The sequence below is a fragment of the Aeromonas finlandensis genome (assembly GCF_000764645.1).
Lineage (GTDB): Bacteria > Pseudomonadota > Gammaproteobacteria > Enterobacterales > Aeromonadaceae > Aeromonas > Aeromonas finlandensis.
In genome coordinates, this window is sequence record NZ_JRGK01000286.1 from 173,230 (window position 1) to 189,008 (window position 15,779).

The 15,779-nt window shown below is 60.9% G+C and carries 14 protein-coding genes and 1 riboswitch; of the genes, 7 read left to right on the forward strand and 7 right to left on the reverse strand.

The annotated features are described in order from the left end of the window. Window positions 1-12: 12 nt before the first annotated feature. Entirely contained in the window at window positions 13-1,125 is a 1,113-nt protein-coding gene (gene lptF / locus LD28_RS0117785) for an LPS export ABC transporter permease LptF (RefSeq protein WP_033138247.1), read from the reverse strand. 172 nt (window positions 1,126-1,297) lie between these two features. Between lptF and pepA the strand changes: the two genes are divergently transcribed. The 3 genes from pepA to LD28_RS0117800 all read left to right on the forward strand — a co-directional run bounded on the left by pepA (window position 1,298) and on the right by LD28_RS0117800 (window position 6,352). Further along, complete coding sequence (gene pepA / locus LD28_RS0117790) at window positions 1,298-2,806, forward strand: leucyl aminopeptidase (protein ID WP_033138248.1); 1,509 nt, start codon at window positions 1,298-1,300, stop codon at window positions 2,804-2,806. Window positions 2,807-2,979: 173 nt separating this feature from the next. After that, window positions 2,980-3,435, forward strand: a complete 456-nt coding sequence (locus LD28_RS0117795) for a DNA polymerase III subunit chi (protein WP_033138249.1) — start codon at window positions 2,980-2,982, stop codon at window positions 3,433-3,435. 64 nt (window positions 3,436-3,499) lie between these two features. Continuing rightward, entirely contained in the window at window positions 3,500-6,352 is a 2,853-nt protein-coding gene (locus LD28_RS0117800) for a valine--tRNA ligase (RefSeq protein WP_033138250.1), read from the forward strand. A 67-nt stretch (window positions 6,353-6,419) separates the two neighbouring features. On the opposite strand, the gene LD28_RS0117805 is transcribed toward LD28_RS0117800, so the two are convergent. Continuing rightward, window positions 6,420-7,406, reverse strand: coding sequence for a sodium:calcium antiporter (locus LD28_RS0117805; RefSeq protein WP_033138273.1), 987 nt, complete (start codon window positions 7,404-7,406; stop codon window positions 6,420-6,422). Window positions 7,407-7,493: 87 nt separating this feature from the next. Beyond that, a riboswitch (yybP-ykoY riboswitch) is annotated at window positions 7,494-7,601 on the reverse strand. A 172-nt stretch (window positions 7,602-7,773) separates the two neighbouring features. On the opposite strand from LD28_RS0117805, the gene LD28_RS0117810 reads away from it, so the two are divergent. Next, window positions 7,774-8,361: a superinfection exclusion B family protein gene (locus tag LD28_RS0117810; RefSeq protein ID WP_005336432.1), complete on the forward strand. Its 588-nt coding sequence runs from the start codon at window positions 7,774-7,776 to the stop codon at window positions 8,359-8,361. Between the two features lie 96 nt (window positions 8,362-8,457). On the opposite strand, the gene LD28_RS0117815 is transcribed toward LD28_RS0117810, so the two are convergent. Beyond that, a complete protein-coding gene (locus tag LD28_RS0117815) occupies window positions 8,458-9,312 on the reverse strand; it encodes an AraC family transcriptional regulator (RefSeq protein WP_033138251.1) in 855 nt (284 codons plus the stop codon). Between the two features lie 4 nt (window positions 9,313-9,316). Next, complete coding sequence (locus LD28_RS0117820) at window positions 9,317-9,814, reverse strand: GNAT family N-acetyltransferase (protein ID WP_033138252.1); 498 nt, start codon at window positions 9,812-9,814, stop codon at window positions 9,317-9,319. A 161-nt stretch (window positions 9,815-9,975) separates the two neighbouring features. Here LD28_RS0117820 and LD28_RS0117825 point away from each other — a divergent pair, with 161 nt between their 5' ends. Continuing rightward, a complete protein-coding gene (locus tag LD28_RS0117825) occupies window positions 9,976-11,424 on the forward strand; it encodes a catalase (RefSeq protein WP_033138253.1) in 1,449 nt (482 codons plus the stop codon). A 75-nt stretch (window positions 11,425-11,499) separates the two neighbouring features. On the opposite strand, the gene LD28_RS0117830 is transcribed toward LD28_RS0117825, so the two are convergent. Together LD28_RS0117830 and LD28_RS0117835 are read right to left on the reverse strand one after the other, a co-directional pair. After that, window positions 11,500-12,024, reverse strand: a complete 525-nt coding sequence (locus LD28_RS0117830; protein WP_033138254.1) for a GrpB family protein — start codon at window positions 12,022-12,024, stop codon at window positions 11,500-11,502. 321 nt (window positions 12,025-12,345) lie between these two features. Then, window positions 12,346-12,663 carry a DUF1496 domain-containing protein gene (locus tag LD28_RS0117835; RefSeq protein WP_033138255.1) on the reverse strand — a complete coding sequence of 106 codons (318 nt, stop codon included), beginning with the start codon at window positions 12,661-12,663 and terminating at the stop codon, window positions 12,346-12,348. A gap of 222 nt (window positions 12,664-12,885) precedes the next feature. On the opposite strand from LD28_RS0117835, the gene LD28_RS0117840 reads away from it, so the two are divergent. Both LD28_RS0117840 and LD28_RS0117845 read left to right on the forward strand, forming a co-directional pair. Beyond that, complete coding sequence (locus LD28_RS0117840) at window positions 12,886-14,136, forward strand: hypothetical protein (protein WP_033138256.1); 1,251 nt, start codon at window positions 12,886-12,888, stop codon at window positions 14,134-14,136. Window positions 14,137-14,244: 108 nt separating this feature from the next. Further along, window positions 14,245-15,021 (forward strand): substrate-binding periplasmic protein, encoded by a 777-nt coding sequence (locus tag LD28_RS0117845; RefSeq protein WP_033138257.1) that lies wholly within the window; start codon window positions 14,245-14,247, stop codon window positions 15,019-15,021. A gap of 12 nt (window positions 15,022-15,033) precedes the next feature. Here LD28_RS0117845 and LD28_RS0117850 read toward each other — a convergent pair. After that, window positions 15,034-15,779, reverse strand: a 746-nt coding sequence (locus tag LD28_RS0117850; RefSeq protein WP_033138258.1) for a helix-turn-helix domain-containing protein, incomplete at its 5' end; no start/stop codon positions are given.

Genomic DNA, 15,779 nt, shown 5'->3' on the forward strand with positions numbered 1-15,779 from the left:
TATGTGGCAGCATCATTTTGATTTGCTTATAAAATATTTGCCCTTCACCCCGTTCCACCAGCTGGAGCCCTGCACATTGAGGGGCAGGCCGATAAACAGCAGGTACACGAGCGGTACCAGGAACATCCCCGGCCAGTAGGGCAACCGGCCACTGTCGATGGCCGAGCGTGCCGCGCTGAGCAGCAGGAAGTAAGAGAGATAGAGCATGATGGCTGGCAGCAGCTTGGCATAACGCCCCTGACGGGGGTTGACCCGCGCCAGCGGTACCACCAGCAGGGTCAGCACCGGAATGGAGAGGGGCAGCGAGATACGCCACTGCAACTCTGCCATCATGGCATTGTCCTGAGTGCCAAAAAGCTCCATGGTTGGCTTGGCCGCCGCCTTGCGGTTGGAACGCTCCAGCTCTTGCTGGCGGATGATCAGGCCATACTCGCGAAAATCGGAGATCTGGAACTGCTTGCCGGAGAAGTTCCCCTCGTAGCGGGAGCCATCCATCAGGGTCAGCCACTGCAGGCCGTTCTCATCGACCGTCACCACCCCTTCGGTCGCCACCACCACGGAGGGAGGATTGTTCCCCTCAGCCCGCTGCAACACGAAAATCTTCTGTAATTTTGAGCCGTTGTCGTTCAGATCCTGGATGTAAGCAACCAGACGCCCCTTGTCGAGCTCCATAAAGCGGCCCGCCTGCAGGAAGGAGATACCCGGGTCCGACTTGAACTCGTCGATCACCTGATACTCACGCTCCTTGGCCTGCGGGGCGATCCAACCGGTGTTGAACGCCGCTACGGCAGCAGTCAGCAAAGCCAGCAACATGGCGCTGCGCATCACGAAACGGTGGCTAAAGCCGACCGCATGCATCACCGTCATCTCGCTTTCGGCGTAGAGGCGACCATGGGCAAACAAAATGGCTAAAAAGAGACTGATAGGCAGCATCAACAGCGCCATATTGGGCAAGTTGAGCAGCAGCAGGGTGGAGACCAGACGTGTCGGCACCTCGCCATCGGCGGCGTCACCGATGATCTTGATAAATTGTTGGCTGACAAAGATAAGCAGCAATACGAATAACACTGCCAGCTGGGTTTTCAGGGTTTCCCTGAACAAATATCGGAAAACGATCACAGTCATTCCCAAGTAAACTTGTGTTTTTAGTCGAATGCCTGAAAAATAGGGCCGTATATTGGATTTTTACCAGTTTGAACTGCGGAGCCTGTGGCTGTTCGCTCCGCCTCTGATACCCCAACAAGCACCGCATTATTCAATAAAAGGTGCCTTTTGTCTTTAGGATGTAGGAGATTCCATGGAGTTCAGTGTAAAGAGTGGCAGTCCAGAGAAGCAACGTAGCGCCTGCGTCGTGGTCGGCGTATTTGAGCCTCGTCGCCTCTCTCCGGTTGCCGAACAACTGGACAAGATCAGCGATGGCTATATCAGTTCGCTGCTGCGCCGTGGCGACCTGGAAGGGAAACCAGGCCAGATGCTGCTGCTGCATCAAGTACCGGGCGTGCTCAGCGAGCGCGTACTGCTGGTCGGATGCGGCAAGGAGCGGGAACTCGACGAACGCCAGTACAAGCAGATCATCAACAAGACCATCACCACCCTGAACGAAACCGGTTCAATGGAAGCGGTCTGCTTCCTGACCGAGCTGCACGTCAAGGGTCGGGATACCTATTGGAAGGTGCGCCAGGCGGTAGAAACCACCAAGGCGGGCCTCTACAGCTTTGATCAGTTCAAGACCAACAAGGCCGAGCCACGTCGCCCGCTGCGCAAGCTGGTATTCAACGTGCCGACGCGTCGGGAACTGACCATTGGTGAAAAAGCCATCGCTCACGGTCTGGCCGTGGCCAAGGGTGTGCGGGTCTGCCGCGACGTGGCGAACATGCCGCCCAACGTCTGCAACCCGGCCTATCTGGCCTCCCAGGCCCGTCGTCTGGCCGATGCCTTCGACAACATCACCACCAAGGTGGTGGGCGAGCAGGAGATGGCCGAACTCGGCATGAACTCCTATCTGGCGGTGGCTCGCGGCTCCGACAACGAAGCCATGATGGCCATCATCGAATACAAGGGTCATCCGGATGCCAAGCCCATCGTGCTGGTCGGCAAGGGTCTGACCTTTGACTCAGGTGGCATCTCCATCAAGCCGGCCGATGGCATGGACGAGATGAAGTACGACATGGGTGGCGCCGCCTCCGTGCTCGGTACCATGCATGCGTTGGCCCAGCTGCAACTGCCGATCAACGTCATCGGCGTGCTGGCAGGCTGCGAGAACATGCCGGGTGGCAACGCCTATCGCCCGGGTGACATCCTCACCTCCATGTCCGGCCAGACCATCGAAGTGCTCAACACCGATGCGGAAGGTCGTCTGGTGCTGTGTGATGCCCTCACCTATGTGGACCGCTTCGATCCGGAAACCGTGATCGACGTGGCGACCCTGACCGGTGCCTGCGTCATCGCGCTGGGCCACCACACCTCGGGTCTGCTGGCCAACCACAACCCGCTGGCCCACGAGCTGCTCAACGCCTCCGAGCAGGCGGGTGACCGCGCCTGGCGTCTGCCGCTGTTTGACGAGTATCAGGAGCAGATCGACAGCCCGTTTGCCGACATGGCCAACATCGGCGGTCGTCCGGCCGGAACCATCACCGCGGCAGCCTTCCTGTCACGCTTCACCAAGAAGTACAACTGGGCCCACCTGGATATCGCCGGGACCGCCTGGAAGAGTGGCAAGGATAAAGGCTCCACCGGTCGTCCGGTGCCCCTGCTGACCCAGTTCCTGCTGAACCGGGCTGGCGTGGATATCGAAGAGAAAGAGTAACTCCTCCACCCCGTCGGATGCGTGCATCAACGGGGTTGGCGTTACCCCGAACCACAAGGAAGAGGCCCGCCTCTTCCTTGTTTCATTCTTGAATCAGTGAGCTGCGGACGGGAAAATCCCCGTCAGCCGCTGCGGCGGTCAATCGTCCGTCACCGCAAAACGGGACCAACCTGATGAGCCAAGTGACCTTTTACCTGATGAGCGAACAGGATGACGCGCAGGCCTCTGCGGTCGAGCGACTGGCCTGCACCCTTGCAGCCGAGTCGTGGGGCGCGGGCCATATCTACCTGTTGTGCGACGATGAAGCGCAGGCTCTGCGCCTCGACGAGCTGTTGTGGCAGCTGCCGCCGGAGCGCTTCGTGCCGCACCAGGTGCAAGGGGAGAGTGGCATGGCCCCGGTGGAGATCGGCTATCAGCCGCCGAAACGGCGCTACGCCCGCCTCATCAATCTGGCCACTGCGACACCTTTGTTTGCAGGACACTTCGCTCAAGTGGTAGATTTTGTCCCCACTGATGAAACACAAAAGCAGCAAGCCCGCGAGCGCTACAAGCACTATCGCCAGGCAGGCCATACCCTCGAAATGAGGGATCAGCCCGTCCTTGCCGCACCGGATCCGGCGCAGCCCTGACTGCAACCAATTGATCCATAAAGAATCAACACCAGACTCCATCCATCCAGATTACGGCGAGACCATGGAAAAGACTTTTAATCACAACGCCATCGAACAGGCGCTCTATCAGCACTGGGAAGCCCAGGGTTACTTCAAGCCCCACGGCGACACCAGCAAAGACTCCTTCTGCATCATGATCCCGCCGCCGAACGTCACCGGCAGCCTGCACATGGGTCACGCCTTCCAGCAAACCCTGATGGATACCCTGATCCGCTACAACCGCATGCAGGGCAAGAACACCCTGTGGCAGGCAGGTACCGACCACGCCGGTATCGCCACCCAGATGGTGGTTGAGCGCAAGATCGCCGCAGAAGAGGGCAAAACTCGCCACGATTACGGCCGTGATGCCTTCATCGACAAGATTTGGCAGTGGAAGGAAGAGTCCGGTGGCACCATCACCCGCCAGATGCGCCGTCTGGGCGACTCCGTGGATTGGGAGCGCGAGCGCTTCACCATGGATGAGGGTCTCTCCGCCGCCGTGCAGGAAGTGTTTGTCCGTCTCTACGAAGATGGCCTGATGTACCGCGGCAAGCGTCTGGTGAACTGGGATCCGAAACTCAACACCGCCATCTCCGATCTGGAAGTGGAAAACCGCGAGATCAAGGGCCACATGTGGCACCTGCGCTATCCGCTGGCCAACGGCGCCAAGACTGCCGAAGGCAAGGATTACCTGATCGTCGCCACCACCCGTCCGGAGACCATGCTGGGCGATACCGCTGTGGCCGTGAACCCGGAAGACCCGCGCTACAAGGCGCTGATCGGCCAGCACATCCTGCTGCCGCTGGTGAACCGTCTGATCCCCATCGTCGCCGACGAACACGCCGACATGGAGAAGGGCACCGGTTGCGTGAAGATCACCCCTGCCCACGACTTCAACGATAATGAAGTGGGCAAGCGCCACAGCCTGCCGATGATCAACATCTTCACCCTGGACGCCCACGTGCGTGCCGAGGCCGAAGTGGTCGACACCAACGGCAACCCCTGCACAGCCTACGACGCCGCCCTGCCGGCCGAGTTCGCCGGTCTGGAGCGCTTCGCTGCCCGCAAGGCGATTCTGGCCAAGCTGGAAGAGCTGGGTCTGCTGGACGAGATCAAGGATCACGTGCTGCAACAGCCTTACGGCGATCGCGGCGGCGTGCCCATCGAGCCGATGCTGACCGACCAGTGGTATGTGCGCGTGGCACCGATGGCCAAGACTGCCATCGAAGCGGTGGAAGATGGCCGCATCCAGTTCGTGCCGAAGCAGTACGAAAACATGTACTTCTCCTGGATGCGCGACATTCAGGACTGGTGCGTCTCCCGTCAGCTGTGGTGGGGTCACCGCATCCCGGCATGGTATGACGACGCCGGCAATGTCTACGTGGGCCGTGACGAGGCGGAAGTGCGTGCCAAGCACAGCATCCCGTCCGTGACCGTGCTGCGTCAGGACGAAGACGTGCTCGACACCTGGTTCAGCTCCGCTCTGTGGACCTTCTCCACTCTGGGCTGGCCGAACAATACCGAGGCACTCAAGACCTTCCACCCGACCGACGTGCTGATGAGCGGCTTCGACATCATCTTCTTCTGGATCGCCCGGATGATCATGATGACCATGCACTTCATCAAGGACGAAAACGGCCAGCCGCAAGTCCCGTTCAAGACCGTCTACATCACTGGCCTTATCCGTGACGAAGAGGGCCAGAAGATGTCCAAGTCCAAGGGCAACGTGCTGGACCCGCTCGACATGATCGACGGTATCTCGCTGGAAGATCTGCTGGAGAAGCGCACCGGCAACATGATGCAGCCGCAGATGGCCGAGAAGATCGGCAAGCGTACCGCCAAGCAGTTCCCGGAAGGGATCGATGCCCACGGCACCGACGCTCTGCGCTTCACTCTGGCAGCGCTGGCCTCTACCGGTCGTGACATCAACTGGGACATGAAGCGCCTGGACGGCTACAACAACTTCTGCAACAAGTTGTGGAACGCCTCCCGCTATGTGCTGATGAACACCGAAGATCAGGATTGTGGCTTCAACGGCGGTGAGATGGCGTTCAGTCTGGCGGATCGCTGGATCCAGTCCCAGCTGCAAGTGGCCATCCGTGACTTCCGCACCGCCCTCGATACCTACCGCTTCGATATCGCCGCTGGCGTGCTGTACGAATTTATCTGGAACCAGTTCTGTGACTGGTATCTGGAGCTGACCAAGCCGGTGCTGGGCAAGGGTTCCGAGGCCGAGCAGCGCGCTGCCCGCCACACCCTGGTGACCGTGCTGGAAAGCCTGCTGCGTCTGGCGCACCCGATCATCCCGTTCATCACCGAAACCATCTGGAAATCGGTCGCTCCGCTGGCTGGCGTACACGCCGACACCATCATGATTCAGGCCTTCCCCGAGTTCGACGCCGCCAAGGTGGACGAAGCCGCGATGGCAGATCAGGAGTGGGTGAAGGAGTTTATCGTCGGCATCCGCAACATCCGCGCCGAGATGAACGTGGCCCCGAGCGTGGCCCTGAACGTGCTGCTCAAGTGCGATGCCAAGGATAGCCAGCGCGCTGGAGACAACGAGGCCTTCCTCAAGTCCCTGGCCCGTCTGGAGTCCATCCGCGTGCTGGCGGACGGTGAAGTGGCCCCCCTGTCAGTGAAGAAGCTGATCGGTGCCACCGAGCTGATGATCCCGATGGCCGGTCTCATCGACAAGGATGCCGAGCTGGCCCGTCTGGCCAAAGAGGTTGCCCGTCTGGTGGGTGAGTGCGGTCGCATCGAAGGCAAACTCGGCAACGAAGCTTTCGTCGCCAAGGCGCCGGAAGCGGTCATCGCCAAAGAGCGCGAGAAGCTGGAAGATTACCGTCTCCAGCTGACCAAGCTGGAAGCCCAGCAGGCCGAGATCGCCGCCCTGTAAGCGCCGCGACCACCGCTACAGCAAAGCCCCCTGCCAAGGGGGCTTTTTCATATCCGCGCTTCCCGCTTCAGCTCACCAGCAGCCAGCCGCAGAAGCCGAGATAGAGCAGGCCGACCAGTGCCAGCCGTCCGGCGGTCATCGCCCCCTTTCTGAACCCCCACCAGAGCAAGCCGACCGCCAGCAACGTCACCAGCGAGGAGGCCATCATGGCACCACTCAGCAACCAGGGGGTAAAGAGCAGACAGAACGCCTTGGGGATGGTGCCCTGGATCATCATGGCCCCGGAGATATTGGCCAGCGCCAGCCGGTTCTTGCCCTGCCGCACCCAGATCAGCACGTTCATCAGCTCCGGCATCTCGGTCGCTACCGGGCTCAGCAGCAGGGCCGCCAGCACCGGCGAGAGGCCAAACAGCTCACCCATGCTCTCCAGCTGATGAACAAACAGCTGTGCCGCCAGCGCCACCACCACCAGCGCAGCCAGCGTCTGCAGTAGCACCTTGCCAAGAGGCGGGATCCCGGCATCGGGGGCCAGCTTGAGGGGTTCCGGCAGCTCGACCTCGTGGCTGTCACTCTGCTTCAGCTCGCGCCGCACATAGACGAGATAGACCAGCACAAAGAGCGGGGCCAGCCAGCTCTTGCCGGTAAAGGCGACCAGTCCCAGCGCGGTTGCCACCAGAAAGATGCCGATAAACCAGCGCTGATCCCGACCAATTTCCCGCTGCACCTCGCCATTGATGGCGCGCTCGGTACGCCCCATGCAAAGCAGCAGGGTGAGACCGACCGCCCCATAGCCGATGGTCGCCAGCACCAGCGGCCCGCCAAGGGCGGCGCCAATGCCGATCTCCTGCTGGGCGGTTGTGTTGCCCATCAGCAGGGCGGTGAGGGTCACGATGCACTCGGGCAGCGCCGTACCCAGTGCCGCCAGCAGCGAGCCGGTGGCGCTTTGGGAGAGTTTGAAGTGGTGGCCGGTCCACTCGATGCCGTTGACGAAGTATTCGCAGGCAAGGTAGATAGTGACCGCAGAGACGAGAAATAACAGCAGGGTAATCAACATAATAGATACCGCCAGGCGAGCAGAATAACCGATGGACCCGACATGGCTCGCCCGGCTGGCGTGCATATCGAGGCCAAAGGTCTTGCAGAGCGATAGTGCCTATCGCCGCCCATGCCATGGATGCGAGGATCCAAGAGTGTTGACATGGGCCCGGCCCGGAATGCGGGCGGGTTGCTACTCCCCAATGACTGAGGGGACGTTTTACCAACTCGACCGCCGCCTCACAAGGCAAATTAATGACAACTCATTCAATAAGTTGTAAGGGAATGTAACCTCGCCAGCTCCCCCTCCCCGCCGCCATTGCGCTGTTGGCACACCGATTGCTGTAGGTAGTTCACTATCCACAACAGTTTGGGAAGGATGAACAATGAAACGGTGGATCCAACATTTCTATCAACTGAACCGCCTCAATTGGCTGATGGTCTGGTTGTTGCTCTGCTGCAGCATCATTCTGCTGTTTCCAGCCGGGCTGATGAAAGGGGCCGTCAGCCAGTGGGCTGCGGATCATGCGGCCTGGCTGGGGGTCGGTATGCTGATCGCCATCTCCTACTTCTGCAGTCAGGGCTTCCTGATCGCCTGGGAGTGGGCGTGCGAAGAGTGGCAGGCGCGCCGTCAGCAGGACCAGCTGGCCCAGATGATCGGCTTCCTCGACTTCAACGAGAAAGCGGTGCTGCGCGAGTTCGTGCTGCAGCGTAAAAGCGTCATAAACTTGCCGATCACCGAGCCCGCCGTCAAAAACCTGATGGATGCTGGCGTCCTCACCTACGCCTACGGCAAGCCGACCCGGGAGAAGGATGACGAGAACCAGATCCGCGCCCTGATGATCGCCCTGCCCGCCCGACCGCTGCTCACCTACAAGGTGCTGGGGCTGTCGCGCGGCAAGATGAGCGACGAGCAGGTGGAGCAGATCATGAATGCCCGCCCCAAGTTCGCCCAGAAGGGGTTCCAGCGCTAACCGCCACCCCAATCGCCAGAAAAAAAAGAGCCGGACACTGTCCGGCTCTTTCGTTGCTGCGCGACGTTCTGCACCGCCCTTCCCTCTTGTTGTGCCCTACCCCTTGAGGCTGGAGCAGAAGCTGACATCCGCGACCTTGGTCACCGGATCGAAGCTGTGATAGAGCTCGAAACAGGGTCGATCATCAAATTCGAAACCGGCCGCCACCACCTCACCGATATGTTGCTGCCAGAGCGCGGGATATTGGGCCGGGTCGGTCACGTTGAAACGTGACTGGCCATAACGGCCACCTGCCAGCGGCTGGATCTCCACATTGCCGCCGCCTTTGGTCCCAGCAGGAACGGTGACGCAGATATCGGTGCGGCACTGCTGGGGTGCGGTGATCTCGGGGTTGTCGTGGTAGATAAAGATCCACTCCCCCTCGGCCAGCCCCAGCCCGGCAGCCCATTGATAGAGCTGGTCACATACCGGCTCATAGCCTGTGCCGTAAGGGCCGGTCACCCGGATATAGGCCAGAGTGCGCGAGGCCATCTGTTCGGTTTTCATCGGTTGCCTCCTTTCATGGGAACGGCTTTCAGCATAACCAGCCTCGCGGGCGGTCGCGTGTCCATTCTTGCTCAGTTGCAATAGTGATGGTTGGCGGCGCAGCGCCCCCGGCGTCATGGCAAACTGCTTGCGAAACGCCTTGGCAAAGGCCTGCGAGCTGGCAAAACCGGCCGAGAAGGCTATCTCGGTCACCGGTTCCCGGCTGTAGCAGAGGGCGCGAGCAGCCCGCTCCAACCGCAAGCGGCGCTGCATCTCGGCCGGGGTTTCACCGGTGACGGCGGTGAAAACCCGATGAAAGTGATAGCTGGAGAGCGAGGCGAGAGTGGCCGCCTCACTGAGACAGAGCTCGGGGTTCTGCTCCAGCGCCCGGATCACCGGACGCAATCTGGCCTGATAATCGATCATGCCGTTAGCGACTGGCGCCCCCCGCAACTCTGGCCATATAGAACACATCCACATAGCGCCCCTGGCGGAAGGCATAGTCACGAGCCCGCCCCTCTTCCACAAAGCCGAACTTGCGATAGAGCGCCTGCGCCGCTTCGTTATCGACGAAAACCGTCAACTCAATCCGGTGCAAGTTGAGCCAGTTATCTGCCAGGTCCAGCGCTGCGGCCATCAGGGCTGAGCCCACCCCCTTGCCTGCCCAGTCATCCCGCACTCCCATGCCGATACCGGCCACATGCTTGCGTCTCGGATTGGGCTCAACCAGCAGCGAGAGCTGGCCTACCAGCAGGCCGTCAACCTCGGCCACCAGCGCCACCACGCTGCCGTTTTCCAACCGCTTCTGCCACTGGCTAAGGGGGGGCATAGGCAGGTGCAGAGTGCCCGCCTGGGCATTGGGCAAGGCGTAGAGATCCCGCAAGGCGGCGGCATCGGCGGGTTCGGCATGACGGATAGTAATCTGCATATGAGGCTCCTTCTCGAAACCTCCATCATGCAATATCCGGCGCGGTTACACATCCCCCACCCACAACCATTTGTCTTGCCTATCAAAGGGCGAGGAAAGGCCCATTGGCCGATCATTGCACAGATCCGTAGGCTGGCCTCATATCAACAAGGAGAGAAGCCATGACTGACAAGACCCTGCACAGTGCCAACGGCGCCCCCGTTGTCGACAACAACAACAGCCTCACCGCCGGCCCGCGCGGCCCCGTATTGATGCAAGATATCTGGTTGATGGAGAAACTCGCCCACTTCGACCGCGAGCGCATTCCCGAGCGGGTGGTTCACGCTAAGGGCTCGGGCGCCTACGGCACCTTTACCGTGACCCACGACATCAGTGCCTTCAGCAAGGCCGACCTGTTCAACACCATCGGCAAGCAGACCCCGGTCTTTCTGCGCTTCTCCACCGTGGCCGGTGAGAAGGGGGCCGCCGATGCCGAGCGCGACGTGCGCGGCTTCGCCCTCAAGTTCTACACCGAACAGGGCAACTGGGATCTGGTGGGCAACAACACCCCGGTCTTTTTCATCCGCGATCCGCTGAAATTCCCCGACTTCATCCACACCCAGAAGCGGGATCCGCGCACCAACCTGCGCAGCGCCACCGCCGCCTGGGACTTCTGGTCACGCCATCCGGAATCCCTGCATCAGGTCACCATACTGTTCAGCGATCGCGGCATCCCCAAGAGCCTGCGGGAGATGAACGGCTACGGCAGCCACACCTTCAGCTTTATCAACTCGGCCAACGAGCGCTTCTGGGTCAAGTTCCACTTCAAGACCGAGCAGGGCCACAGCTTCTACACCGATGAAGAGGCGGCCAATGTCGTCGGTCAGGATCGGGAGAGCAGTCAGGCGGATCTGTTCAATGCCATCGAGCAGGGCAACTTCCCGCGCTGGAAGGTCTATGTGCAGGTGATGCCGGAGGCCGATGCCCAGACCTACCAGATCCACCCGTTCGACCTCACCAAGGTGTGGCCGCACAGCGACTACCCGCTGATCCCGGTCGGCGTGCTGGAGCTTAACCAGAACCCGGACAACTACTTCGCCCACGTGGAGCAGGCGGCGTTCACCCCGGCCAACGTGGTGCCCGGTATCGGCTTCTCGCCGGATCGTATGCTGCAGGGGCGGCTCTTCTCCTACGGTGACACCCAGCGCTATCGCCTCGGCGTCAACCACGGTCTGCTGCCGGTCAACGCCCCGCGCTGCCCGTTCCACCACGGCGCCCATCGTGACGGTACCATGCGGGCAGACAGCAATGGCGGCGCCAGCCCCAACTATCAGCCGAACCGCTTTGGTACCCAGCAACCGAGCGAGCAGCACGAACCGGCGCTGAGTCTGGAAGGGGCTGCCCTGCACTACGACTTCCGTGACTACGACAGTGACTACTACAGCCAGCCGGGCAACCTGTTCCGCATCATGGACGAGGGACAGCGTTCACGGCTCGCCGCCAACCTGGCCCGCTCCCTCATCAATGTGGAGGATGACGCCATCGTAGCGGCCCAGCTCAAACACTTCGAGCAGGCCGACCCCGAGTACGCCAAGCGGGTCGAACTGGCACTGGCCGCCTTGCAGCGCTAAGCCGCAAGCAGGCAGCATCTGCAAAAGCAAAACGGGGGCCTGATGGCCCCCGTTTTCTGTTGCACGCAAGCTCGCTCAGAGAGCAGGATCTTGCCCAGACAGCCACCGCAACGCGTTCGCCTCGTGCTCTTTCACAAAGGCATTCTTGCCCGCACAGTAGCGCTCGATATCGTGCTGACAGCTCGCGGCTACCGCCTGCTTCAACTCGGCGTATTCCCGGCATACCGCCGGGTGGGCCCTTAGATAGTCGCGAAAGGCCAGATGGCGATGCACATGGTCATCCCCTTGCAAGAAGGCGTGGATCTGGTGGGTTCTCTCATCACCCCCCTTGCGGAAATAGCGGCGGCGCGCAATCCCGCACTCCCCCATCGCCTCATAGCCCAGCGCCTCCAGTTGCCCGTTCTGCTCATCGAGCCGCTCCAGCGATGATACCTCCAGCATGATGTCAATGATGGGCTTGGCGGCCAAACCAACGACCGAGGTACTGCCGATGTGGTGGACAGCTAGCAAGCAGTTATCCAGCGCGCTGCGCAATTGAACCTCTTCCGCGACAAAGCGGGCTGGCCATTGGGGGTTATAGGAGACGACGTCGACTCTCACGGTTTCAGCTCTCTGGATAGTTGCCGATGGCATCGGGCAACAGGGTATGCGATGGGTGGACAAGATAACCAGACGGCAAATGGCCAGCAACAAAAACGGAGCCCGAGGCTCCGTTTTTCAATGCAGTATCAATCCCGGACGGAACGCGCTTCGCGCTCTTCCCGCTCCCTTGCCAACAAGCGTTTGTACCACCAGCTACTGCGACGACGTTGTGCATTGGAAGAGCGACGAGCCATTTCTTAGGTTCCAGCCAAGAGAAGAAAGGAGCTGCATTATGCGACAGGGATCACGTCCATGTCTTTAGCTGGATCAAGAAAAGCCTCACTGACCCACGGAAATTCTCTTATGATCTTTCGCCCCCCGGGTGGCAGGCAACACCACCGCAGGGGAGCGCCATGCCAGCGGGCCATTGCTCTCAAGATCGTTCAGCGGGCCGCACTCCAGCCAGATGTCCCCTTGCAGAATGCGGGCCCCTTCGGAATATTTCTGATCGGCAAACCAGCAGACCCGCTCGGGCAACGAACCCAATGGCAGCACCAGCTCGGGGCTGGCAGATTCGCCCACCACAGTGGTTTTGGACGCGGCTTGGGCGGGCGCAAGCCAGAGAGATGCCAGCAGGCAGAACAATATATTTCTCATGGGTAGATCCTGTGTCGTTACGGGGCTCTTTCGATGAATCGACCACCCCTTGCATTAACTTGACTGGCAATCGTACTGCCTGCTGGCATTGTGGAACCAATATGGTAGCCTGCCAGCGCCTGCGGGCAGTATCTCGCTGCCACGCTCGAATTTCCGGTAAATTTGTCACTTCCTGACAAAATATAACCTTATTTATCAAATCGTTATTTGGATATTATCCCAATGCGTATCATACCGTTGCTTCAGGCCGCCTGCCTGAGCCTGATGTTGTCCGCCTGCGTTGCCCCCCTGCTGATGATGGGCCCCACCAGTCAACTGATGTGGGCCCTGCTCAAGCCGCTGGTCGGCTTTGACCCGAACGAGGTCAATCTGTTCGAACAGCCGTTGATCAAGGATCGGATGACCGCCATCCTTGGTCCCAACTACGACAACACCATGCAGTTGCTCAAGACCGCCAATGAATTGCAGCAGGAAGGCCCGCTGTTTTACGTAGTCTCCCGTTATGCCCCGGTACCCGATATCGCCAAGCAGGCAGGGATGGTGTGGAACTCGCAAACCAACCAGATGTCTGTGTTGCTGCAAAAAGGGGATGGCACCACCCAGACCTTTGGCGAAAATCTGGCAGGCACGGCACCGACCTGGCCAACCGCCATGCAGGGCTGGCAGAACCCGAACAATCCGGCCACCCCGACGGCCAACGCCCTGACCGGGGCGGCGACCAGCCAGAGCGGCGCGTCCCCCTTCTCTCTCGGCAGCGCCCTGAGCACCGCGATCAGTGGCGCCACCAGCAAGCTTGCCGGAGAGGCCACTCAGGCCGCTACCAGTGGTGTCAGCAACGCAGCCAAGAGTGCCACCACCACCGTTACCACGCCTGCCAAGCAGACGGTCAGCAACGCTACCGCTACCGTGACGCAGCAAGCGACCAAGGCCGTTGCCGCTCCAGCCAAACAGGCGGTTAGCAGCACCGCTGCCACCGTGACCCAGACAACAACCAAAACCGTAGCTGCCCAACAGACCGTCAGCAGTGCAGCCGCGACCGTGGCGCAGGAAGCCACCAAGGCTGTTGCCGCACCCGCCAAACCGGCTGTCAGCAGCGCAGCCGCGACCGTGGCGCAGGAAACGACCAAAGCTGTTGCCGCCCCCACCAAACCGGTAGTCAGCAGCGCCACCGCGACCGTGACGCAGGAGGCGACCAAGGCCGTAGCCGCTCCCGCCAAACCGGCAGTCAGTAGCGCAGCCGCTACCGTGACTCAGGAAGCAACCAAAGCCGTAGCAGCCCCCGTCCAACAGACCGTCAGTAGCGCCACCGCAACCGTGACTCAGGAGGCGACCAAAGCCGTAGCCGCCCCTGCCCAGCAGGCCGTCAGTGCCGCATCCCATACGGCCGGAGAGAGCGTCGCCGATGCCGCCAGGGCGGCGGAAGCCAAGGCCCGCGCCAAGGCAGAGGCGGAGATGGAAGCCCTGCTCAAATAACCTCACAGGCCACCGCAAGGTGGCCTGTTTTTATCCCGCCACCGGATCATGACGTTATGGGAAAGGCCACATAGACTGATAGGTAATTCCCAACACAAGGAGTGCATCATGCGTCGTCTGCTCCCGGCTCTCGCCTCTCTCGCGCTGCTTGTCGCGCTCCCGGCTCCGGCGTTTATCTATTATTCGGAGCAAAACATGCCGCTCAATGGCCAGGATAAAAAGGGTCAGCCTGTCGGGCTGGCGGTCGAGTTGCTGCGCCTGATGTGGCGCGAAATGGGGGAGCCGGAGCAACCAATCCACTTTCTGCCCTGGGCCCGCGGCTGGTATCTGCTGACCCAGCAGCAAGAGGCCGTGCTCTTTACCACCGCCCATACCAAAGAGCGGGATCCCCACTTCCTCTGGGTCTGCCCCATTAGCCACTCGCGGGTATCACTGGTCGGCCGCAAGCAGGATGCCCCCAAAGTGGCTAGCAAAGCGGATCTCGCCAAGCTGCAGATCGGCGTGATGCAGGCAGATGTCGGGGAGCAATTGCTGCTCAACCGCGGGATCAGCCCGGGCAATATGATGTCGGTGGAGCGCATGGAGCAGGTGGTGCGCCAGCTCATCATGGCCCGCACCGATCTGGTGGCGGGCAACGAGGTGATGTTGCGCCATCAGGCCAAGGAGCTGGGTTTCCCCAGCGAGGATTTTGTCACCGTCGCTATTCTGGAGGAGCAGGACAACTGCTTCGCTTTCAACCTGAGGGCAGACAAACAGCAGGTTGCCCGCCTGCAACAGGCGCTGGACAAGGTCAGGCAAGGGGATGAATACAAGCGGCTGATGACGCGCTACCAGTTGCTCAGTATCCTGCCTGAAACCAATCCCCCCATCCCGCGCCTCGAGTAACCCCGGCCCGCCCTATGGCGGGCTCGTTTTATCTCCCTCCGGTGACACGGGGGATGCCACCACCGGCGCCGTAATGAGGTGGTTCAGAAAGAGATTGAACAGCTCGGCCCGCGAGCCGAGCCGCAACTTGCCGTAGAGGTGCTTGCGGTGATTCTTCACCGTGCCGCTGCCAATCCCGAGTTCTGCAGCAATGGCCTCGGTATCCAACCCCTGCAGCAATAACCCCGCCACCTGCCGCTCGCGCCGGGTGAGCCTGTCCCCGCCCACGCTCGCCATCGCCTGCTCCACCGCACTCCGGAGGCTGGCGCTGTCTGGCAGTGCAGTGCTCTGGGCCAGTAGCGGCTGGCTCTGCTGCCACTGCTGACGACAGAGCGAATGCACCAACGGAAACAGCTGCTCCAGCCTCGCCAGCTCGCTCTGGCTCAGGGTACTGCGCTTGTCGAGGCGGCCGAGAAACAGCATCAGCGTCAGTCCGTCCCGCACCGGCAGGATCAGCCCCACCTCCTCCTGCCAGCCGGTGGCCTGATAGAAGTGGTGGCGATATTCGGGATCGAGTCGCCCCTTGGACACCTGCGCCAGCGTCCAGACCCCGGCCTCCAGACCCTGTTCCAGCGCCTGCATAAAGGGATCCTGACTGAAGTGGCTGGTGAGATAGCGATCAAACAGCAGAGCCCGCTGATGGTTGAGGTTGTCGTAGAGATAGACGGGCCGCTGCCCCACCCCGAGCAGCAGGGCACAATCAAACGCCACCTGCTGCT